Annotated in this window: 17 protein-coding genes; 10 read left to right on the top strand and 7 right to left on the bottom strand. The window is 38.9% G+C overall.

The window, feature by feature from the left end; translation table 11 throughout:
• Positions 1-109 precede the first annotated feature (109 nt).
• From ruvA to EAX61_RS13140, 7 genes are all read left to right on the top strand, one after another.
• Complete coding sequence (ruvA, locus tag EAX61_RS13170; protein ID WP_121918170.1) at positions 110-691, top strand: Holliday junction branch migration protein RuvA; 582 nt, start codon at positions 110-112, stop codon at positions 689-691.
• A gap of 58 nt (positions 692-749) precedes the next feature.
• Complete coding sequence (gene sov, locus EAX61_RS13165) at positions 750-8210, top strand: T9SS outer membrane translocon Sov/SprA (RefSeq protein ID WP_236642048.1); 7461 nt, start codon at positions 750-752, stop codon at positions 8208-8210.
• Between the two features lie 68 nt (positions 8211-8278).
• Entirely contained in the window at positions 8279-8659 is a 381-nt protein-coding gene (gene gcvH / locus EAX61_RS13160; protein WP_121918169.1) for a glycine cleavage system protein GcvH, read from the top strand.
• The gene (locus tag EAX61_RS13155; RefSeq protein ID WP_161555236.1) at positions 8637-9059 is read left to right on the top strand and encodes a VanZ family protein; all 423 of its coding nucleotides are present in this window, start codon (positions 8637-8639) and stop codon (positions 9057-9059) included. Before gcvH ends, EAX61_RS13155 begins: the two co-directional genes overlap by 23 nt.
• A 54-nt stretch (positions 9060-9113) precedes the next feature.
• A complete protein-coding gene (locus EAX61_RS13150) occupies positions 9114-9842 on the top strand; it encodes an energy transducer TonB (protein ID WP_121918167.1) in 729 nt (242 codons plus the stop codon).
• A 113-nt stretch (positions 9843-9955) separates the two neighbouring features.
• A complete protein-coding gene (locus tag EAX61_RS13145) occupies positions 9956-10747 on the top strand; it encodes an energy transducer TonB (RefSeq protein ID WP_236642045.1) in 792 nt (263 codons plus the stop codon).
• 146 nt (positions 10748-10893) lie between these two features.
• Entirely contained in the window at positions 10894-13050 is a 2157-nt protein-coding gene (locus EAX61_RS13140; RefSeq protein ID WP_347337927.1) for a gliding motility protein RemB, read from the top strand.
• On the opposite strand, the gene EAX61_RS13135 is transcribed toward EAX61_RS13140, so the two are convergent.
• The 3 genes from EAX61_RS13135 to lysS form a co-directional block, all read right to left on the bottom strand.
• Positions 13047-13430 (bottom strand): thiol-disulfide oxidoreductase DCC family protein, encoded by a 384-nt coding sequence (locus EAX61_RS13135; protein ID WP_121918166.1) that lies wholly within the window; start codon positions 13428-13430, stop codon positions 13047-13049. The two genes, EAX61_RS13140 and EAX61_RS13135, sit on opposite strands and share 4 nt — an antisense overlap.
• 283 nt (positions 13431-13713) lie before the next feature.
• Positions 13714-15960 carry a CRTAC1 family protein gene (locus tag EAX61_RS13130; protein ID WP_161555235.1) on the bottom strand — a complete coding sequence of 749 codons (2247 nt, stop codon included), beginning with the start codon at positions 15958-15960 and terminating at the stop codon, positions 13714-13716.
• A 160-nt stretch (positions 15961-16120) separates the two neighbouring features.
• The gene (gene lysS / locus EAX61_RS13125) at positions 16121-17815 is read right to left on the bottom strand and encodes a lysine--tRNA ligase (RefSeq protein ID WP_121918164.1); all 1695 of its coding nucleotides are present in this window, start codon (positions 17813-17815) and stop codon (positions 16121-16123) included.
• Between the two features lie 140 nt (positions 17816-17955).
• Here lysS and EAX61_RS13120 point away from each other — a divergent pair, with 140 nt between their 5' ends.
• The 3 genes from EAX61_RS13120 (at position 17956) to lipB (ending at position 19785) form a co-directional block, all read left to right on the top strand.
• On the top strand, positions 17956-18114 hold the full coding sequence (locus EAX61_RS13120) for a YqaE/Pmp3 family membrane protein (RefSeq protein WP_121918163.1): 159 nt from the start codon (positions 17956-17958) through the stop codon (positions 18112-18114).
• Positions 18115-18127: 13 nt separating this feature from the next.
• On the top strand, positions 18128-18970 hold the full coding sequence (locus tag EAX61_RS13115; protein ID WP_121918162.1) for a hypothetical protein: 843 nt from the start codon (positions 18128-18130) through the stop codon (positions 18968-18970).
• 101 nt (positions 18971-19071) lie between these two features.
• Positions 19072-19785 carry a lipoyl(octanoyl) transferase LipB gene (lipB, locus tag EAX61_RS13110; protein WP_121918161.1) on the top strand — a complete coding sequence of 238 codons (714 nt, stop codon included), beginning with the start codon at positions 19072-19074 and terminating at the stop codon, positions 19783-19785.
• Between the two features lie 71 nt (positions 19786-19856).
• On the opposite strand, the gene EAX61_RS13105 is transcribed toward lipB, so the two are convergent.
• The 4 genes from EAX61_RS13105 to EAX61_RS13090 form a co-directional block, all read right to left on the bottom strand.
• Positions 19857-20549: a TapB family protein gene (locus EAX61_RS13105; protein ID WP_121918160.1), complete on the bottom strand. Its 693-nt coding sequence runs from the start codon at positions 20547-20549 to the stop codon at positions 19857-19859.
• 129 nt (positions 20550-20678) lie between these two features.
• Positions 20679-21260: a hypothetical protein gene (locus EAX61_RS13100; RefSeq protein WP_121918159.1), complete on the bottom strand. Its 582-nt coding sequence runs from the start codon at positions 21258-21260 to the stop codon at positions 20679-20681.
• 42 nt (positions 21261-21302) lie between these two features.
• A complete protein-coding gene (locus EAX61_RS13095; RefSeq protein WP_121918158.1) occupies positions 21303-21812 on the bottom strand; it encodes a hypothetical protein in 510 nt (169 codons plus the stop codon).
• A 173-nt stretch (positions 21813-21985) separates the two neighbouring features.
• Positions 21986-22585 (bottom strand): outer membrane beta-barrel protein, encoded by a 600-nt coding sequence (locus EAX61_RS13090; protein ID WP_161555234.1) that lies wholly within the window; start codon positions 22583-22585, stop codon positions 21986-21988.
• Positions 22586-22638 lie beyond the last annotated feature (53 nt).

Genomic DNA, 22638 nt, shown 5'->3' with positions numbered 1-22638 from the left:
TTAAATCGCATAAAATAATGCATTGTAATGATGGCTGGAAATGCCCTTATTTTCCTTATCGTATGCAGATAATTTTCTTACATTTACCGCCTTAACTTTTTCTTAGCAAATGATTACCCACATAAGCGGAAGACTTATTGAAAAAAACCCTACGAGCGTCGTTATAGATTGCAGCGGTGTAGGGTATCTTATTCATATTTCCTTGCATACATTTTCTCTTTTACCAGCTGATGAGGCACTCACGCTTTACACGCACTTACAGGTAAAGGAGGACAGCCATACGCTTTTTGGTTTTGTAGAAAAAATGGAGCGTGAGATTTTTCGTTTACTGATTTCAGTTTCAGGCATAGGTGCTAGTACGGCAAGAACGATGCTCTCTAGTCTTCATCCAGAACAAATCAAGCAAGCCATTGCGACAAATGATGTGGCGACTATACAAAGTATTAAGGGAATAGGCGCAAAAACTGCGCAAAGAGTCATTCTAGATTTGAAAGATAAGATTTTAAAAGTATTTGATGTAGATGTCAATTCTGCTGTTGCGAGCAATACCAGCAAGGAAGAAGCGTTATCTGCTTTAGAGACTTTAGGCTTTGCCCGCAAGCAGGCCGAAAATGTATGTAGCGACATACTGAAAAATGAACCTAATGCCACGGTGGAAACGCTGATTAAACAGGCATTGAAAAAACTGTAATAACATTTTGGGGACAAATTATTACTCGACTTTACGTAGGATTTTAAATTGTGCAGGTATACTTCTTTTTTTAAGCAGTACTGCCGCAATAGCACAAGATGAAGAAAACAATACAGCACAAGACAGTACTAAAACTGGATTTTCGATGGGGCGACTGGAGCTCCCTGATCCCAGCAGTATACAATCTGTTTATACTTATGACCCCTTGCTAGATCGTTATATCTACACGCAAAAGCTGGGAAGTTTCAATATAGATTATCCGCTTATTCTTACTCCCGCTGAGTTTGAACGTCGTGTACGTGAGGAACAAATGAAGAAGTATTTTAAAGATAAAATTGCTGCTTTAGATGGAAGAACAGACGAAGGACAGGATGGGCAGAAAAATTTACTTCCTAATTTTTATGTAAAAAGCGAGTTGTTTCAATCCATTTTTGGAGGAGATAAGATCGAGTTGATCCCACAGGGATCTGTTGAGATGGATCTTGGATTATTGTATACGAAACAAGATAACCCATCTTTTTCTCCTAGAAATAGGGAAAGAATTTCATTCGATTTTGACCAAAGAATTAGTCTAAGTTTACTTGGGAAGGTAGGAGAGCGTTTACAGATAACGGCAAACTATGATACGGAGTCGACTTTTGATTTCCAAAATCAAATAAAATTAGAATACACGCCTACAGAAGATGATATCATTCAGAAAATTGAGGTGGGTAATATTAGTATGCCTCTCAATAGTGCCCTCATTCAAGGTTCGCAGAGTCTCTTTGGTGTTAAGACAGAACTTCAGTTCGGTAAGACAAGAGTTACTGCAGCTTTTTCAGAAAGCAGGTCACAACCCAGAACGGTAACTGCAGAAGGTGGTGCTACAGTTCAGGATTTCGAAGTATTTGCCCTAGATTATGACGAAGACCGCCACTTCTTCTTGTCGCATTACTTTAGAGATACTTATGATCGTACACTTGCAAATTATCCGTTTGAAAACTCAAACGTACAGGTTACAAGGGTTGAGGTTTGGGTAACTAATCGTCAGAATTTAACTGACAATGCGCGTAATATTGTGGCGATTCAGGACATAGGAGAATCTAATCCTTCAAACATTGGTCTAGATGTAATTCCATCAGGATTTATTAATGTAAATGATCCTAATGCCTTTCCTGATAATGCAAATAATGATTTTAACCCCTTCGGTATTGATAATGGGTCTATACAGTCAGTTCTCACAAATGACATAAGGGATATCGCCAGTTTAGAACAAGGGTTTGGTTCAGTACAGGTTAATGATGGTGTTGATTATGCACTCTTGGAAAACGCAAGGAAACTACAGCCTAATCAATATGATTTAAATCCACGTTTAGGTTATATCTCGCTCAATCAGAGATTAAATAATGATGAAATTCTCGGAGTTGCCTTCCAGTATACCGTTAATGGAAAAGTTTTTCAAGTAGGAGAATTTGCAAATGATGGTATCGAAGCAACCACAGGAGCTCGTGCAGATGTAAATAATAATGGAGTGCCAGATGAGGTAGATGTTGAATTTGTGGGAGGTGCGGATGTAGATAATGATAATATTACGGACAGCGCAGATGCTAGTATAAATGGAGTTGTTCAAGGACAGGATAGAGACGGCAACGGAATTCTAGATACGGTGATTCCGGCAGGACAAATAGGAAGTCCTCAGAACTTAGTTGTTAAAATGTTAAAGTCTAACCTTATTAATGTAAATGAGCCTATTTGGGACCTTATGATGAAAAACATATACCCTATTGGTGCATTTAATCTAGAGCAAGAAGGTTTTAGGATGAATATTGTTTACGCAGATCCTGCCCCGCTTAATTACATTCAACAGGTCGGACCAGATGAGTTGCCTGATGATGTTTCTGGCACCTCACTCTTAAGGGTTTTCAACTTAGATAGATTAACCACTTTTGGAGATCCACAAACTGGAGGTGACGGGTTTTTTGATTTTGTTCCAGGAACTACTGTAAAGGTTGAAAATGGAAGTATCATCTTTACTTCGGTAGAACCGTTTGGGGAATACCTTTTTGACAAGCTCAGAACGAGTCCCACCGAAGATTATGATGATAATATGGATGGGATGGATAGCGAGCTTGCTACTTATAATTCCAACCAGCGAGAATATGTTTACAAAACGTTATATACCTCTACAAAAACGATCGCTAGAGACAATGCCGAAAAAAATAAATTTGCCTTAAAGGGTAGATTTAAAACTACGGCAGAGCAAGGAATACCATTAGGGGCATTTAATGTGCCTCAAGGTTCTGTTGTTGTAACAGCCGGAGGAAGACAACTTGTAGAAGGGCTGGATTATACTGTTAATTACCAGTTGGGGAGAGTGATTCTTCTTGATAAGTCTCTTGAAGCTTCAGGAATTCCAATTACAGCGAGAGTTGAAAACAATGCAACCTTTGGGCAGCAGAACAAACGTTTTACAGGAATTAATATCGAGCATACTTTTAACGAGAATTTCATAGTCGGAGGTACTTTCTTGAACTTAAACGAAAGACCGCTTACACAAAAGGCGACGTATAGCTTTGAACCTATAAATAATACTATCGTAGGTCTACAAGCACAATATTCAACCGAGGTTCCATTCTTAACCCGTCTTGCAAATAAGCTTCCTAATATAGATACCGATGCTCCATCAAATTTTTCTGTGAGAGGAGAAATCGCATATTTATTGCCAGGACAGCCTAAGGGAACAGATTTTCAAGGGGAGGCAACGTCTTATGTAGATGACTTTGAAGGATCGCAAACAAGTATCGATGTGAGCGCACCTTTACAATGGTTTTTATCATCTGCGCCCATTGGATTTGGCGGAGAGTTGTCTAACACAGATATCGCTTCTGGTTTTAGAAGATCAAAATTAGCTTGGTATACGATAGACCCAATTTTTTATAATAGCCAGAGACCTGATGATATTTCGGATGCAGATTTATCCAGCTTTGCCACTCGTAGGGTGTTTAGAGATGAGATTTTTCCTCAACAAGATATTGTTGCTGGACAGACACAAGCTTTGTTTACTCTGGATTTAGCCTATTATCCTACGGAGCGTGGTGCATACAACTATAGTACAGATGCTCAAGATGGAATAATTACAACTCCAGGTCAAAATTTTGGTGGGATAATGAGACAGCTTACCTCTACAGATTTTGAGCAGTCTAATGTTGAGTTTATAGAGTTTTGGTTAATGGACCCATTTATATACGATGAGAACTCTGGTAATCAAGGAGGAAAGTTAACATTTAACTTAGGAAGTATCTCTGAAGATATTTTAAAAGATGGGCGAAAGCAATACGAAAATGGTCTTCCCGAGGATGGTGGAATAGAGGATACTTCTCCTACGATATGGGGTAAAGTTCCTACTAACCAAGCTTTAGTTTATACTTTTGATACAGAGGGTCAAGCTAGAACAAATCAAGATGTGGGTTATGATGGGCTTGATGATGCACAGGAGGCAGTAATGTTTCCAGAGTTCTCAAGTTTACCAGATCCCGCGGGAGACAACTTTGATTTTTTCTTAAATGCTTCTGGTGGTATTTTAGAACGTTATAAGCAATATAATGGACAACAAGGAAACAGCCCTGTTGACGTTGGTCAAACTAATAGAGGTTCAACGACTGTACCAGATGTAGAAGATGTAAATAGGGATAATACTATGAACACCGTAGATTCCTATTTTCAGTATGAATTAGAAATAAACAGAAATAATCTAAACATTGAGAACGAGTTTGTAAGTGATGTTCGTGAGTTAACTGTAACCACACAAAATCAGACTCAAATACCTGTGCGCTGGGTTCAGTTCCGTGTTCCTGTTAGTCAGGCTACAGATCTTATAAATAGCCCCAACCTCAGGAATGTACGTTTTATGCGTATGTTTATGAGCGAATTTACAGAGCAGACTACATTACGTTTTGGAACACTGGATCTTGTACGCGGTGATTACCGAAGATACGTTCAGACATTAGACACGGATGTAAACGATAATCCCGAGGATGATGGAACTTTGTTTGAAACTGCAGCTGTGAATATTCAGGCAAATGAAACACGCACCCCGATACCTTATGTCCTTCCCCCTGGTGTACAGCGAGAGCAACTTAATAATAACAATAACAACATACGACAGAACGAGCAATCCCTATCCCTAAGAGTAAATAACCTAGAAGGAGGGGATTCTAGAGGAGTATATAAAAACTTCAACTTAGATATGCGCCAGTATAAAAGACTGGAGATGTTCTTGCATGCAGAGCGTTTTGCCTTAGGTTCTATAGCAGATGATGGTGAGTTAGTTGCATTTATTAGAATAGGTACTGATATAACAGAAAACTTTTATCAGATTGAAGTGCCATTACAATTTACAGATTTTGGAGAGACATCGGATAATCAAATTTGGCCAGAGGTTAATAATCTCGAGTTAGATCTCGATCTACTAGCAACAATAAAGTCTATTGCACGTGGTGGTACAATAAACTTAGTGCAAGAGATACCTGGAAATACAGATAATCCAGATTTAGATCCTAATGGAATTGCCTTCTTTGACAGTAATGGAGCGCTTATTCAGAACTCGGAAAATGTGAGTTATGAAGTTGGTCAACAGCGTATTGGGATCAAAGGACTTCCAAGTTTTGGGGATATCAGAACTATAATGTTAGGTGTTAAAAATGGTAATACTGTTAGAACTCAAGAAATAGGAGGTGAGGTTTGGTTTAATGAATTACGCCTAGTAGATTTAAATAATGAAGGTGGCTGGGCTGCAATCGTCAATATGGATGGTAATATTGCAGATTTTGCAGATGTCTCAGCAACAGGAAGAATGAGTACTACAGGCTTCGGAGGTATTGAACAAGGACCAAGTGAGCGAAGTCTAGAAGACGTCCAACAATATGATGTTGTGACAAACGTAAATCTGGGACAATTACTTCCCAATAAATGGGGAATCCAGTTGCCATTTAATTATGCAATAGGTGAAGAAATTATTACACCTCAGTATGATCCTGAATTTAAAGATATTGAACTTCAAACGCGTCTAGATAATGCAGCTACACAAGAAGAAAGAGACCAGATTGAAGGACAATCCATAGATTATACAAGACGGAAGAGTATTAATTTTATAGGTGTTCGTAAAGATCGCACAGGTGATAAGAAGCCTAAATTTTATGATATTGAAAATATCACGCTCTCGTATTCATACAATCAGACAGATCATAAAGACTTTGAGATTGAGCAATCAAGAGATCAAAATGTCAGGGCGGGTGCAGTATATAACCATAGCTTCCAGCCTAAGCCTGTAGAGCCATTTAAGAAGAATGACTCTCTCTTTACTGGAAAATATTGGAAAGCCCTAAAGGATTTCAATTTTAATTATTTACCCTCAAATATTGCTGTAAGTTCTAATATTACAAGACAATTTAATCAACAGCAATTTAGAGATATTAATGCAGAAGAAGGCTTCTTAGGAATACCTAAGTTGTTCCAACGTAATTACCTTTTTGATTGGGCATACAGTGTAAATTTTCCCGTAACAAAATCATTGAGACTTAATTATGATATGTCACACAACCGTATCGTAAGAAATTACCTTGGAGAAGACGGTACGCCTCTTTTCTTAGGACAAGGTGAAGATGGAGAGCAGGTAGCTCTCGAGGGATTTGGTATTTATGATGGGTTCTTTGATATAGGAGAGCCTAATACACACTTCCAGACGTTACAAGCAAACTACACCCTTCCCTTTGAAAAAATCCCATTCTTAAGTTGGATTACAGCAGAGTATTCGTACACAGCTAATTTTAGATGGCAACGTGGATCGCAACAATTTGAAAACCTCGAAATCCAGAACCCTGATGGGTCTATAGAGCAAGTTCCAGATCTAGGTAATTTTATAGAAAATGGAAACACCCACGCCATTAATGGTACTTTGGATATGGAAAACCTCTACAAGTATGTAGGCCTGGTTAAAAAGAAGAAAAAAAGAGCTACTTCGCAGTCTAAAACAGACAGAAGTAAAGGTGTGCCTTCTGCAGATGATGGAGCAGAAAAAGGAAATGATAAATCCAACGGTTTATCAGGAGTACAAAGTACAAGAGGTGAAGGTTCACAAGAAGAAGGAACAACAAACGGATTAAGTGGAGGCGATAGAGCATTAAATACTGGAATAGGGCTCGCAACTGCATTAAAACGTATACAATTCAATTATCAAGAAGATAACGGTATTTACCTTCCAGGGTATACGCAGAGCATCGGTTTTGGAGGAACTCTTCGCCCTACAGCTGGTTTTGTCTTTGGAAGTCAGCAAGAAGTACGTGAGCTCGCGGCTCGTAATGGGTGGTTAACACTTTTCCAAGACTTTAACCAACAGTATCGTGAAGTTGAGAATAGAAGATTTGATGCGCAGGCTAGAATAGGATTGATTCCAGACTTGGATATTGACCTTAATTTCAATAGAGTTTATCAAGAAAGCTATCAAGAGAATTTCCGTGTCGATCCTGAGACTTTAGAATATGAGTCACTTACTGGAAATGTTTTTGGTAACTTTAATATTTCAACTCTTTTAATAGGAACCGCCTTTAGTCAGAGTACAGGAGAGGTTTCTCAAGCGTTTGATCAGTTTAGAGAAAATAGATTGACAGTTGCAAACAGACTTGCCGAAAATTTTTACGGTAATACAACCTTTGAGCGTGACGCAGATGGTTATCCAGTCGGTTTTGGCAGAACAAATCAAGCGGTACTATTACCGGCATTTGTATCTGCTTATACTGGAAAAGACGCTGGAGATGTAAAACTCGGACCGCTACGTGATATTCCGCTTCCTAACTGGAATGTCAAGTATACCGGATTAATGAAGTTAAAATGGTTTAAAAAGAGATTTAAGCGTTTTTCAGTACAACACGGCTACACTGCTGGTTATACCATAAATCAATTTCAAACCAACTTAGCATTTGACCGTAGTACCGATTTTCAACCAGAAACAGCTCAAACGGATCAAGCGGGTAATTTCCTAAATAGAAATCTATTTAGTAATGTTACACTAACCGAACAATTTACACCGCTAGTGAGATTGGATTTTGAAATGAAAAATTCTGTAAAAATCTTAGCCGAAGTAAAGAGAGATAGAGCATTAGGTTTAAGTTTTGACAATAACCTGATGACAGAGATTAAAGGTGATGAGTATATTCTTGGACTAGGATACCGTGTAAAGGATCTCACATTTGCAACTAATTTTGGAGGAAAACGTACAATACTAAAGAGCGATCTGAACTTTAAAGCAGATTTTTCATTGAGACGCAACGAGACCATTATACGCTATCTTGATATTGATAACAGCCAGACAACTGCTGGGCAAGATATTTATGGATTACGATTTACGGCAGATTATGCTCTAAGTAAAAATCTCACAGCCCTATTCTTTTACGATCATACGTTTTCCACATATAAAATATCGACAGCATTTCCTCAAACGACAATTCGCTCTGGAATTACATTACGATACAACTTTGGGAATTAATAATGTTTAAATTTACGCTTTCGCGAAAGCGTACTCAACCTAATAACTAATCTTAATAATACATTATAATGAGCATACCTGCAGAACTTAAATATACAAAAGACCACGAGTGGGTGCGTCTGGAAGGGGATGTAGCAACCGTAGGAATTACTGCTTTTGCACAAGGAGAACTAGGCGATATTGTCTATGTAGAGGTAGAAACACTAGATGAGACTCTCGAAAAAGATGAAGTTTTTGGGACAGTAGAAGCTGTAAAAACAGTATCTGATTTGTTTCTTCCTTTATCAGGAGAGATTATCGCTTTTAACGAAGCACTAGAAGATGCTCCAGAGACTGTAAATAGTGATCCTTATGGTGATGGCTGGATGGTAAAAGTTAAAATAAGTACTCCAAGCGAGATAGAAGAACTACTTGATGCAGCTGCTTATGGCGAGCTCATTGGGGCGTAATTTTATTTTGTTTCTTGCGCTTCTATATACCGTAGCGCTTACAATGGGTTCGCTTATAAAACCTGTTACCATTGTAGATAGACCGTTTCAATCTATGGATAAGGTAATGCATCTCGTTGCTTACTTTGGTCTTTTTTTGTTATGGTCAGTATGGCAACTTTTTGTGAGACGCGATCTAGTAGGAAAGAAAAAGATGATGTCCTTAAGAAAAATTATGACCATAACCGCCGTCGTAGCTGTTGCTTATGGCATTATAATTGAAGTATGTCAAGGACTGCTAACAGATTATCGAACTCCAGATGGATGGGATATTCTCGCAAACACGACAGGTGTTTTACTGGGTGTACTAGTACTTCACCTATTTATTAACAATATTGAGTCACTCAAATCTAAGTTTTAGTTTTATTTTAGATAAATAATTACCTATTTTTAGGGCTCTCAATTAAACAAAATTATGGAACCGAAGAAAAATCCAAAAGCAGACCTATCTAGGAGAAGCTTGTTGTTCTTTCAACTAGGTCTTATCGTGATGTTATTTGTCGCTTGGCAAGTTATCGAGTATAAGAACTATGATGATTCTGGAATTAACACAACGCAAATCTCACTAGATTTAGACGATGAAGATATCCCAATCGTTGAGTTAAATACACCACCACCTCCACCGCCACCACCACCACCACCACCAGCGCCGGAAATTATTGAGGTAGTTGAGGATGAGGAAGAAATAGAAGAAACCGTAATTGAGTCTACCGAAACCTCCCAAGACGAAGAAATCGTTGAGGTAGAAGAAGTAGAGGTTGCAGAAGAAGAAGAAGAAATTGCAGATGTGCCGTTTGCCGTAATCGAGAATGTGCCTATTTTTCCTGGATGTGAGTCTATGAAGAATAACAATGATCGTAAGGCCTGTATGAGTGAGAAAGTAAGTAAGCTCGTAAATAGAAAGTTTAATACTGAATTAGGTGGAGAGCTTGGGCTTAGCGGGATTAATAAAATCTTTGTTCAGTTTAAGATTGATAAGAGTGGTAATATCACAAATATTCAATCTAGAGCGCCACACCCACGTCTTCAGAAAGAAGCTGAGCGTGTGATCAGATTATTACCTAAAATGACTCCTGGGAAACAGCGAGGAAAGCCAGTAGGAGTGCTTTACTCTTTACCTATTACTTTTAAAGTAGAAGACTAAGTCTTATTTAATATAAAATGGAAAACCCGGTCGCATAGCGATCGGGTTTTCTTGTTTTGGTATGCTTGTTGAAGTGTTATAAAAATTGTTCAACATTTTTAAAACCTTTTCTTATGAAAAAATCAAAAGAAAGTAAGACCGTTCGTCAAAACAGTGCTTACACAACAACACGCAAAACCGATGCAAATTTAAAGAGAAATCCCACGCTACACTTTCAGATTGGGTTAATCTTAACGCTCCTTGTGTGCATTGTCTTTATTGAGATGCGTATGCCTGTAAAGGCACAAGCAGCTCCCACAATTGAGTACAATCTAGAAAATCCTGAGTGGGCAGAAGTTGTAGTGGTCGAAGAGCCAAAACAGGAGATTAAAGAGTTTGTAGAGCAGCCTCCAGCACTACAAGAACCAGAAACATTTATCATAGACGATAATCATACTAAAGATCTAGAAAATGATTTGTTTCCAGATACAGAGCCTACAGATGAGCCAATTAGGCCATCAGAGGTTGAGGTAATAGAAATCACGGAAATCACAACTCCCGTCGATGATGTTCCCTTTGTCGCTGTAGAGTTTGTTCCTGTATATCCTGGATGTGAAGGTCTAAAAACTAATACAGAGCGTAAGGACTGTATGAGTGAGAAAATATCTAAACTCGTTAGTAGGAAATTTAACACCTCTGTAGGTGATGATGCTGGTCTTACCGGTGTAAATAAAGTCTTTGTACAGTTCAAGGTAGACAAAACGGGACGGGTGACAGATGTTAGAACAAGAGCTCCGCATCCTGCCCTAGATAAGGAGGCTAGTAGAGTTATAAATCTCCTTCCGGTAATGCAGCCAGGAAAGCAAAGAGGTGTTCCAGTAAATGTTATTTATTCTTTACCGATATCCTTTAGAGTAGACAATTAGATTGTTTTCTTTAACATAAAACAGGGCCAAAAGAAAGAGCAAGCGTGTCTTTTTCTTTTGGTCTTTTTCATTTCTGGCAGATCGCTATCCTATAAATTTTGCGTTAAAATTGCCTATCTTTCACCCAGAAATGCACTACACCTACTATGATGCGCACATCCCTATTCCTTCTATTTGCTTATTTTATAGCACCTACACTAATGAGTCAGGTCACGTTGAGCGACTATGAAAAGTATCCCGTTTTCCCAGAGTGTAAAACTACCCCAATTGCACAGTTGCCAGAATGTTTTAACCAGACACTTATTTCTTTTGTAGTAAACAATCTGGAAGTGCCAGAAAAGGTGACTGAGGAGCAATACGATGGTCAGATGGTTGTACTTTTTGAAGTGACTAAAAAAGGAGCATTTAAACTACTCCACACCGAGGCAGTATATCAAGAGCTTAAGGATGCTATGCAAACCGTTTTTGATGCTCTTCCTAAAATTGAGCACGCGACCTATAATTCGGAGCCGGCATATATGCAATTTACGATGCCTGTTAAGATACCGTTAGATAGGAATGTAATTGGTACGTATAAAAATGAGGATGAGTCCGCTTTCGCGAAAGCGGAACCCCCAATACTAAAAACCGACACAACATTACCAGCAGCAACTAAACTCAATGCGCTAGACGAAGAATATGATGCTATTAAAAATCAAGAATTTAATAGGCAAAATAAATATGCGAGCCAGTTGAACATTCCTTTCTCGCATCAAGTCTATAGCCGTTTTGATGCGCAATTAAATCGAGTAGGTACAAACAGTCACACGGGAAGTAAGCCATTTTTATACGAAACCGTAAATCCATATTATAACTTCGAAGAAAAGGCAAATGCGCTTTCCAAAAATCGAAAATCGTGGTTGGGTCGAAAATTCTTTGACGAGCATATGCTACGCGTGCAGGGTGACGGCTATTGGTTTACGTTAGACCCCGCTGCAGACCTACAGTTAGGGTATGAAACTGATGAGAATAAAGTAAACGATTACACTTATAATAACACAAGAGCAGTCTTTGTGCAAGGAGGACTCGGGAAAAAACTTAATTTTTTTGCTGCGGTTTATGAAAGTCAAGGACGCTTTGCGCAATACTACAATGACTTCGCAATATCCTTGAGACCTGACGGCGGAAATCCGGCCATCATCCCGGGACGTGGAATCGCAAAAGAGGGGCGAAATGGAGATTTTGACTACCCTGCTGCAGAAGGTTACGTATCATATACACCAAGCTCATTTTTTAATATTCAGCTAGGGCATGGTAAGCAATTTGTGGGAGACGGATACCGATCGCTACTTTTAAGCGATAATTCAAGTTATTTCCCTTTTATAAAGTTAAATACCTCTTTCTGGAAAATAAAATACACAAATACTTGGACGTCGTTAAGAGACGTGAGACCAGAAGTGGTAGAAGATGGTTCCTTTCGTGCAAAGTATATGGCTAACCATTATTTGAGTTACAACGTTTCAAAACGACTTAACATTGGTCTTTTTGAGTCTGTAATTTGGGAGAATGATAATGGTCGTGGGTTTGATTTTAATTATCTAAACCCAGTTATTTTTTATCGTGCGATTGAGTTCTCCACAGGTTCTAGAGGTGGTAATGCCTTAATAGGACTTACTGGAAAATACAAGTTCAGTAATAGTGTTAATGCTTATGGTCAAATCGTCATAGATGAGTTTTCTGGAGCAGATGTTTTTAGCGGTAACCAGAGCTATAAAAACAAACAAGGATTCCAAGTAGGAGTTAAATACTACGACGCCTTTGGTGTTCCAAATTTGACCTTACAAGCAGAGTACAATCAGGTCCGGCCGTACGTATATTCTAATAATGAGATACAACTCAATTACGGACACAATAATCAATCACTAGCACACCAATGGGGCGCAAATTTTAAAGAGGCCATTGCGATTGCGCGTTACGAAAATGAGAGGTGGTACGGAAGCGCAAAAATTATCTTAGGAACCAGAGGTTTTGAAATAGGGGATATAGATGAGACCTACTTTGGCGGAAGCATTTATGGAAACGATGAAAATAGACCAAGTGATGAGGGTATTGAATTCTTTCAAGGAAACAGAGTAGACTCCTTTTATGCAGATTTAGAATTAGGTTACTTGCTTAATCCAGCTACAAATCTAAAAGTGTATGTTAATCCTATCTTTAGAGATTTTAAGGCGGAGACGCAAACAGCTATGACCTTTGATACAAATACAGTTTGGGTGAATTTTGGTTTTAGAACAGATTTGTTCAATTGGTATTATGATTACTAGGGGCGTTGTAAATTTATAGTACAGGTTTTAGACTTTCCAAACCATCTAACTCGATTGCGTGAAGCCGTGCGATAAACGTAGTCCCTAAACATTCTCGGAATAAATGCAAGTAATGCGGCGACTCGTTGCCACCTAGGGATTTTTGAAACAATTCTGAGAAAACCATCGCTATGGGTGTGATATCCATCGGGGTCTATGAGTATAACAGTATCCAATTGCTCGGTAGATTTTCCGATTTTTAAAAGAATTTGTTGTCCTTTAGGAGATTGAAAGGGTATAAACTCAAAATATTGCTTAGGAGCAAACTTAAGCAGCCATCCTACTACACCATTACAAAGATTGCATTCTCCGTCAAAGATGATTTGATTTTTAGTTTTCATACACGCTCAGTCCGCAATTATGTAGGAACCTTACTTGTAGATGCTTAAAACAGAATTTATAATGCTTTTAATTTGTGTAGGATCGAATTAGACAAAATTATTTTATAATTCTGAAAATTTGTGTGGATAAATGATAATAAGTAATTAATTATTGAAATAAATTGTTCTACACTCGCCCTACCTCTTTAAAAATGTTTCTGTATTATGAGCTACTTTTTTAATTGAAGGAATACCTGATCGTTCCTCGATTATTTTTTAGTAAAAAATGACATTGGGAAAAACATTAACTGTGCTTATGTTCACTTTTATTAAAGTCAAGGGGAGCTATCTTCATAACCTCAGTTTGTTCATTTCCTTGTATTACTTTTATATAGCTGTTGATTTCGACATCCTCTAAGATTTGTGAAGCTGTGTCCCCTGGCCATTTTATCTCGATACTGACAATTTTATCATATTTCTCAAGACCTAATTCAATCAATAGAGGATTTGCTCCAAAACTCCCTCCTGAATTAACTGTTCTGTAAAAATCTCGCTCAAGACCCTGTTTGTTGACTGCGGTTACTTTTACTCTAGCTCCTATTGCTGCTTTATTGGAAGTAGTACCTATAAGTTTTAGTTTGAGCCAGTTATTCTCATTTCCTGGGTTAAGGTATAATGTATTCATAAAGTTATCTCCATCGTAGGATCCTCCGAGAACATTATACACATCTTGGTCACCATCACTATCTAGGTCTCCAAAGGCAACACCGTGACCTTTTTGTAAATGACCAAATCCTCCTGCAGATGTTACATCTAAAAATTCCTTACCTGCGCTGTTTAAGAACATCCTATTTGGGATTATTGCTCTAAAATCAGGTGTTCCGGTAGCGGCATATAAATCAGGAAAGCCGTCATTATTAAGATCGCCAAAATTACAACCCATAGTAAATAGCACCTTATCAATATTAGCACTAGTAGTTATATCTTTAAATGTTCCGTCCCTATTGTTTTCATATAGTTTTGGAAGTTCTGCTTTGTGAGGTAGTCCCAGATAATCTTTAGCAACTTCGCCTGCAGCAGATTCAAACTGTCCAAAGTCAAAACCACTTACAAATATATCTTCCCATCCGTCCTGATTAAAATCAAAAAAGAGACAAGGAAAACTGCGTTCGGGTCCGCTAGTCTTGGAAGTTAGAGCCTCGTCTGTAAATTTAAAATCCTTATCGGGACCACCATTTTTAAAAAGCTTGTTTTCTTCATTTATTAAAGAAACATAGAGGTCTGGAAGGCCATCGTTATTATAATCTCCCCATACACAGCCTTTAATAAAATGCTCTAGAGCGATGCCTTTTTCTAGAGCGACATTTGTGAAGGTGCCGTCTCCATTGTTTTGAAACAGTTGACTAGGAGCCTTATTGTTTTGAGTATGTTCATTACCTATAAATAGGTCAATCCATCCATCATTGTTAAAATCTGCCCAACTAGCCGTTTGACTTGGATACTTGGTGTAGAGATCACTCTCCCTTGTCACATCCTTAAAAGTACCATCACCATTATTTCTAAGTAAAGAATTAGGATGATTACCATCCTTACCGAGCCAAGCTCCACGCAGGACCAAAACGTCTATCCATCCGTCATTATCATAATCTGCTTGGACCATATTTAATCCACTCCAAAGTCCATTGAGTCCAGAGGTTTCCGTGCGGTCAGTAAATCCACCTTTTGTGTCATTCTGAAAGTAGCGTAGTTGGTCATTAAGGCCATAGGAGCTCACCATGAGATCTAGATAACCATCATTATTAAAATCATCCATTACAACACTTCCAGAAATATCATTTACGGCTACTCCTAGAGACATTGCAACGTCGTTAAATCTAGGGATGTTTACATCAGATTTGAATATAGATTCACTTATTAAATATTCTTTCTCTACTCCAGAGGGATAACTTCCCAAAGTCATGTGGGTGATATTATACAACCATTTTGTTTGCCATTTTGCATCTTTAAGACTGAGCAGATCTCTAAAAATTTTGAGTGCATTTTCGGCGCCATCTCTTTTAACATGCTGCCCCTCTTTTTCTATAGGAACAATGCACGAGAAGGCATTGTGATTCTGTAAACAGTTTTCAATCTCAGCTTTGCGTAAATATGCCATTCCTAACATCTCTTTTATCGTGTAAGAAGCATCTTCTGGAAGTTTCATCTTTCTGTTCTCTACATAGGCTAGGATAGAACTGAATCTTTCTATAGCTAGGTCATAATTACCAGAATTGAGCCATTCTGTTCCAGATTTGAAAGTGAGGCTTATAAATTGTCCTGGATCTTGGGTTGTTTTGAGGCTGTTATCAATAGCATTAGCCCTCAATTTATTCAAGTGCCATATATTAATATTACTCTCATCGAGTGCGATGGATTTTAATTCGTCCACCATCTTTTTTGTGCTTCCTATTGGTGCTTTGTCATCTACAACAACAACCTTATCCTCCTGCTTACAAGAGAATAAAGTGATGATAACTATAATAGTTAAAAGTTGAGCGTATATCCTATTCATTTTAAGAATCATAAATCCATCTTATTTTAGTGAAGCTCAGTAAATCACATCCAGTCCCAATATTTACAATCATAATTTTGATTTGACTAAACAGCTTTTGTTAAAAGTGAGTGCACTCAGACCGTGATTGCGTTTTCGCGCAAGCGGACTAACCAAGTACTTACTCTGCCTTTGCCACAAACAATCCGTCATCCGTTTTAGAAACCTTTGCAGCTCCTAACTTCGTTAGTCCTTTTATTCCTTTATCCCAGCCCTTATTACTTAATCCAGTAGCTGTTTTAAGTGCGCCAAGTTCTTGTGGGCTTTCCTTTTTAAGGAGGTCATAAATGACTTTTTCGTTTTCGTTAAGGTCTAGCGCTTTCTTTTCAGGTTTCATCTGTGGGAAGAATAGCACTTCTTGTATAGACTGGTTATTGGTAAGGAACATAATAAGACGATCCATCCCGATACCCATTCCAGAAGTAGGAGGCATTCCGTATTCTAGGGAACGCAAGAAATCATAATCTATAGAGGCGGTAGCCTCGTCATCACCACGTTTTGCCAGTTCAAGCTGTGCTTCAAAACGCTCGCGCTGGTCTATCGGGTCGTTAAGTTCTGAATAGGCATTTGCAATCTCTTTACCACATACCATAAGCTCAAAACGTTCTGTAAGTTCTGGATTATCGCGGTGTTCTTTACATAGCGGGGACATTTCTTTAGGATAGTCCGTAATGAACGTAGGCTGGATATAATTTCCCTCACACTTCTCGCCAAAAATCTCATCTATAAGTTTCCCTTTGCCCATAGTCTGGTCAACTTCGATACCCATCTCTTGTGCGGCGGTGCGTATCTCATCTTCGGTTTTTTCTAGGATATCAAAACCTGTAAAATGCTTTATGCTGTCTGCCATCGTAACACGGGCATAAGGTGCTTTAAAATCTACTTCGTACTTCCCAAAAGTCGCCTTAGTTTTGCCATTTACGGCAAGCGCGCAATGCTCGAGCAATTGCTCACAAAACTCCATCATCCAGTTGTAGTCCTTGTAAGCTACATAGATTTCCATCGCTGTGAACTCTGGATTGTGCGTACGATCCATCCCTTCATTTCTAAAGTTTTTTGAGAACTCATAAACTCCTTCAAAACCTCCCACGATGAGTCGTTTGAGGTAAAGTTCATTCGCAATACGCATATATAATGGCATATCCAGCGAGTTGTGGTGAGTCACAAAAGGACGCGCGGCAGCACCTCCAGCGATAGGCTGGAGAATAGGCGTTTCAACCTCAAAATAACCAGCTTCGTTAAAGAAGCTACGCATCGCATTAAAAAGCTTTGTGCGCTTTACAAAAACTTCCTTCACGTGCGGATTGACCACAAGGTCTGCATAACGCTGGCGATAGCGCATCTCTGCATCTACAAAGCCGTCGTGGGTATTTCCCTCGGCATCAGTTTTAGGTAATGGTAGTGGTTTTAAGGATTTGCTCAGGAGGGTGAAGTTTTTTACCATTACGGTCTTTTCGCCCACTTTTGTAGTGAACATTTCACCTTCGATGCCTATAAAATCTCCTATGTCTAGGAGTTTTTTATAAACCTCATTGTATTTAGACTTATCTTCTCCAGGGCAGATTTCGTCGCGATTAAAATATACCTGTATGCGTCCCTCTCCGTCCTGTATTTCGGCAAAGGAGGCATTTCCCTGTATGCGTCGCGACATTAAACGTCCTGCCATTACTACCTTTTCACCTTCGGAGTAGTCTTTTTTCGCTTTCGCGGAAGCGTGAGTAACAGGATATAGCGCTGCTGGATAGGGGTTGATTCCTATTTCGCGCAAGCGGGATAATTTTTGACGGCGTACTTGTTCTTGTTCTGACAGTTGCATACAGTAAGTTTTGAAGCGGCAAAGATAGTGACTGCCTCTCGAGAAATGAAATACTTGTAACAATTCTCATAAGGCGACGACCTATAAAAATAAATCAATCAACTCGTTCTTTACAAGGGCGAATATTAAATCAATCAAAAATGAGTTTCTGGCGTGTGCTTCTTGCCATATTTTTCCCTCCGCTTGCAGTAATCGGGAAAGGATGTGGGTCTATTCTTATTGTTTTCTTACTTTGGCTCTGTGGATGGGTGCCTGGTATTATTGCCGCACTTGTAATACTTAACAATCCAAATAAATAACAAAACATAAATAATGAAGAATTTATTCCTAGGCCTAGCTGTAGTCGTTCTTATGTGTGTGGCGAGTTGTAGTGTAAATGAACGTATTGTCTTTAATGAGCAAATGGGAGGCACATATACCACAGCAATAGATATGTCTTCTATTTTACAAATTGCCAGTGAAGGTCGCCCGGTAGACACTAATAAGGAATTAAAGAAAAAGGATACAACTATTGTCTTTTCAGAAATTCTGGAGTTGTATAAAGATAGTATTGCGGCGCTACCTACAGAAGAGCGGTTAAAAATTGAACGTCTTAAAGATTTTACACTTAACATGAAAATGGATGAGACCACTAGTGAATTTTATATCAACGTAGAAAAACGTTTTTCTGAATTTAGCGATATAGAACGTGTAGCTTACGAAGTTTCTGATGTGTTGAATAAGGCTAAAACTGAATCTAAAAACCCCGATGAAGCTCCAAATCCAGCAGATGATTTGATGTCACTGGATAAGGTGTTGTACGCTTATGATGGAACTACATTTAGTCGTAGAGACCCTGCTAGAGCAAAGGAACAAGTGCAAGAAGGTATGGAAGAGTTAATGGATGAGGAAACGGAAGAGCAAAGTCAAGGAGAAGAACCGTTAGGAATGGAAATGATGATGGATCAAATGATGGGTGAATTTACTTCCCAGCTGGAACAGTCTTATATGACCTTAGAATATGTTTTTCCTCGTAAGGTGGTTTCGGTATCACAAGAGGGAGCTACAGTCTCTGAGGATGGAAAAACAGTTATCTTTAAAGTAGACTGGAAAACCCTTATGGATGATAAGGAAGGTTTGCTCAATGATATTGATATCGTATTAGAAAAGGAGTGATTTTTCTGAACTATATAACAAAACCCTCCTTAATAAGGAGGGTTTTTTCTGGAGTACTACTTAAACCTGCTACTGCAAACTGAATTCCTTATCTTTGTACTGTGAATAAAAACATCATTTTACTAGACCTTGGAAACAAGGATTACAAAGAAACTTGGGACTACCAGGAAAAACTTTTTAAGGAAATTCTAGACACTAAAATCAAGAATAGAAGAGAGGATGCTGGCTTGGAAACTCCTAATTATTTATTGCTTGTAGAACATCCACATGTGTTTACGCTGGGTAAAAGTGGAGACTTGTCTAATTTGCTTGTCAGCGAAAAAGAACTGGCCGAAAAAAATGCAAGCTTTTATAAAATTAATCGTGGTGGTGATATTACTTACCACGGTCCTGGCCAAATTGTAGGCTACCCCATATTAGACCTTGCAAACTTCTTTACAGATATCCATAAGTACCTGAGACTTCTGGAAGAAATGGTTATCCTCACCCTTGCCGAATATGGACTAAAAGCCGAACGATCGCCTGGGGAAACTGGAGTGTGGTTTGACGTAGGAACACCTTTTGCTAGAAAAATTTGTGCCCTGGGCGTTCGTGCCAGTCGCTGGGTGACGATGCACGGATTTGCGTTTAATGTAAATGCGGACTTGGGCTATTTTGACCTTATGATTCCCTGTGGCATTAAAGACAAAGCGGTGACTTCCCTAAATGTAGAGCTAGGAACTGCCAAAGCAGATGAAACGGAAGTGAAAGCTAAGCTTCTTAAACATTTTAAAGCCCTTTTTGAGGCAGAGTTTTTGGAGAACGTAGCATCCTAAAATCACAGGTGCGGAATTAATTCCGCACCTGTGATGATTTATAGCGATTTATATTAATCTTCGATTACCGACTATTTTGAAAAAGCTGTCAATTCACTACTACTCGTCACTTTTCCCTTCTTGTTATAATCTTCCTGTTTAACCATCCCTACTCCAGGGGCAATCCATTGTTTTCCTGAAAAGGAACGAGACATCACCGTTTTTACATTTGTTGTATACGTAAGAACATAACAGTCAAAGGTGCCTGCGGGAGTGGTCACACTTTCTTGAGCAATTACCTTGCGATCAGTCATTGCCACGTTTATGTTCATACCGATGCCTCCCATATTCATATTCATTTTCATATCGGCATCATCTAGTTCTTGACCCACAGTAAGATTGTTAGGAAGGTTGATGTCAGTTCCTGTAAAAGTCACATCCATTTCTCCATATTGCTGTGCCATCATAGCATTCATAAGCGACTTAAAGTCTATGGAAACGGTGTCTCCAAAGCATTTTACGTCGTAACCACCCTCTACGATGACCTCTCCTTTTTTGTCAGAAACTTTTGTTTGAAACGTTGCTATTTCTTCTGAGCCTTCTGACCTTACTTGAGAAACATTATAGTTTGTAACGGCTTCGATTTTTCCTTTCTTGCCGTAACTTGTTATTTCCCAGCTAACGCCTTCAGAAAATGGATAGAAGGTGCTACAGTCTTGAGCGTTTGCACTTATTGTAAACGCTATTGCGATGATTGTGAGATAAAGTATTTTGACAGTTTTCATAATGGTTTGATTTTGAAAATACAAAAATCCAATCTAACTATCAGAATGTCAAGGGGTGTTTGCCCTAAACTGGTAAAGACGGCTATGATGGATAGCCGTCTTAATTCTCTTTAAAGTATTTATTTTCAGTTATTGCATATCTAAATAGGTGGCTACTTCTTCATAACTTGAAATATCCACACCATCTTGCTCTAAAAGCAATCTAATCCCATCTTCTCCCTGCGCACTTCTTCCAGAATCATTTGCGGGGATAATAAAATATCTTGCTTTTGAGATAACCGCGTTTAGCATCCCACTGTCGTTAAAGGCGAATATACTTATGAGATTGGGTTCATAAGTAAATGTGATCACCTCTCCACCTCCAGCACTATAAACATAAGAATAGGTCATAGGGTACCATATATTTTCGCCAAAGAGTTGAAAATAAACCAAAACGAGTGCATTCTCCGTGGTGGCTACATCTAGTAAAGGCTCGTCTATTTGCACCGTATTTGCGTCCTGTCCTAAATAGCTTCCAGCTACCCAACCGGGAAAAGGGTCAATGGTGCGTCCTATAACATTTGCATTTCCGTCCTCACCTGGAACTCCTTGGGTACCATTTATACCGTCCACTCCATCTGCACCATCCATTCCATCTTCTGCACTACAAGAGAGAGCTAAAACTGCAATCATCATAAGTGCTATGTACTTCATTATTTTTATTGTTTTCATAATAGTTTTGATTTTAAGTGTTTCTGTTTGAATTTTATTTATCTAATTAAAGAGCATATTAATGCCTTGTCCGCTCCGCTCTACGCGATTGTTATCAGTATTTGTATCATCATTATCTTCATTTCCATCTATGAATAAATCTGGATCATAACTTAGGACGAGAATATAATCTGGTGGAAATTCACCTTCGGCGGGTGAGGAAGCATTCCAGCGACGGGTGTAGCTTACGGTAATGGTCGCTCCGGCATCTAGGTTTCTAAAATTTTGTTGAGCCACAAGATTTCCGGGGTTTCCAGATGGAGTTCCTAGCGAGCGTTCATATAAAAGCACACTTTGCTGGTTTTCTCCAGACTTAAAATCATCTTTTATATTTGTCACGGTGCCGGTAATCGTAGCATCTGCCACAAAATTGTCACGGTTTGCAATGGAAAAAGTAATTTCAGTTGCCTCAAGGTCAATTTCTGGTGGTGATCCACCGCCATCATCATCTGTGTCGCAGGATATTAAAGTAATTGCAAAAAGCAATGCGGATAAAATTTTAATTGTTTTCATAATATTGAGTTTTAGTATTTTATTTTTTGATCTAGGACTGGGCGCGCTTCGCTTGCCTGACGTAAGGCGTAGCACTAAAAATTGCGGTTCAAGCGCTGTCCTACGTCAGATGGCGCCAGCCATCAAGTTGTACGTCTTTTTCGGTTTCGATTTCCGCTTTCGCGAAAGCGTACTTACAAATAGGCCGTAAACCCAACACCTAAGAAGATGGAGCTCACAATATTCTTTGGAGCATTGTCTGGTGCGTCTTTTGCTTTTTGAGATTCTCGGGAATAGAAAATGGTAGGTTCCAAAGCGATGTGTTCTCCTAGGAAAAGCGCATATCCACCTCCAACTCTCCATCCAAAAATGGAGGACTTGATATCTTCAGGAAGAAATGCGCTGGATGTTGTTGAGCTTCCTATACCTACTGTTCCCTCGGCAAAGAAACCATTGCCAAAATAGTAGCGACCAAAGGGCCCAACAGAGAAGCCATTTTTCTTAACTTCAGTGTCTGCTCCTTCAAAAGTGGTCTTACTACTTTGCACAAATAAATCTAACCCCACCGCTAGATTATCGATAACAAAATATCCCGCTCTGGGAGAAGCGCGAACCTCAAATGTCTTTGAGTCATCCCGAGCCTCACCGTCGAGTTTTGTCTTGCTGGTGGTGCTGTTTATGAACAGCGAGCCGTTAACTAAATAATTTCCTTGTGCCGTAGCGTTAAAATCCTCTTGTGCAAATGCGCTCCATCCTAAACAGATTGCGATTGTTGTAATGAGTAGTGTTTTCATAATTTTTAGTTTTTGTTTTTGATTCATTGTTTTTATTTTTTTTTGACGTAGGA

The organism is Dokdonia sinensis, from assembly GCF_003688895.1.
GTDB classification, from domain to species: Bacteria; Bacteroidota; Bacteroidia; order Flavobacteriales; family Flavobacteriaceae; genus Dokdonia; species Dokdonia sinensis.
This window is presented reverse-complemented; position numbering and strand designations above follow the sequence as displayed.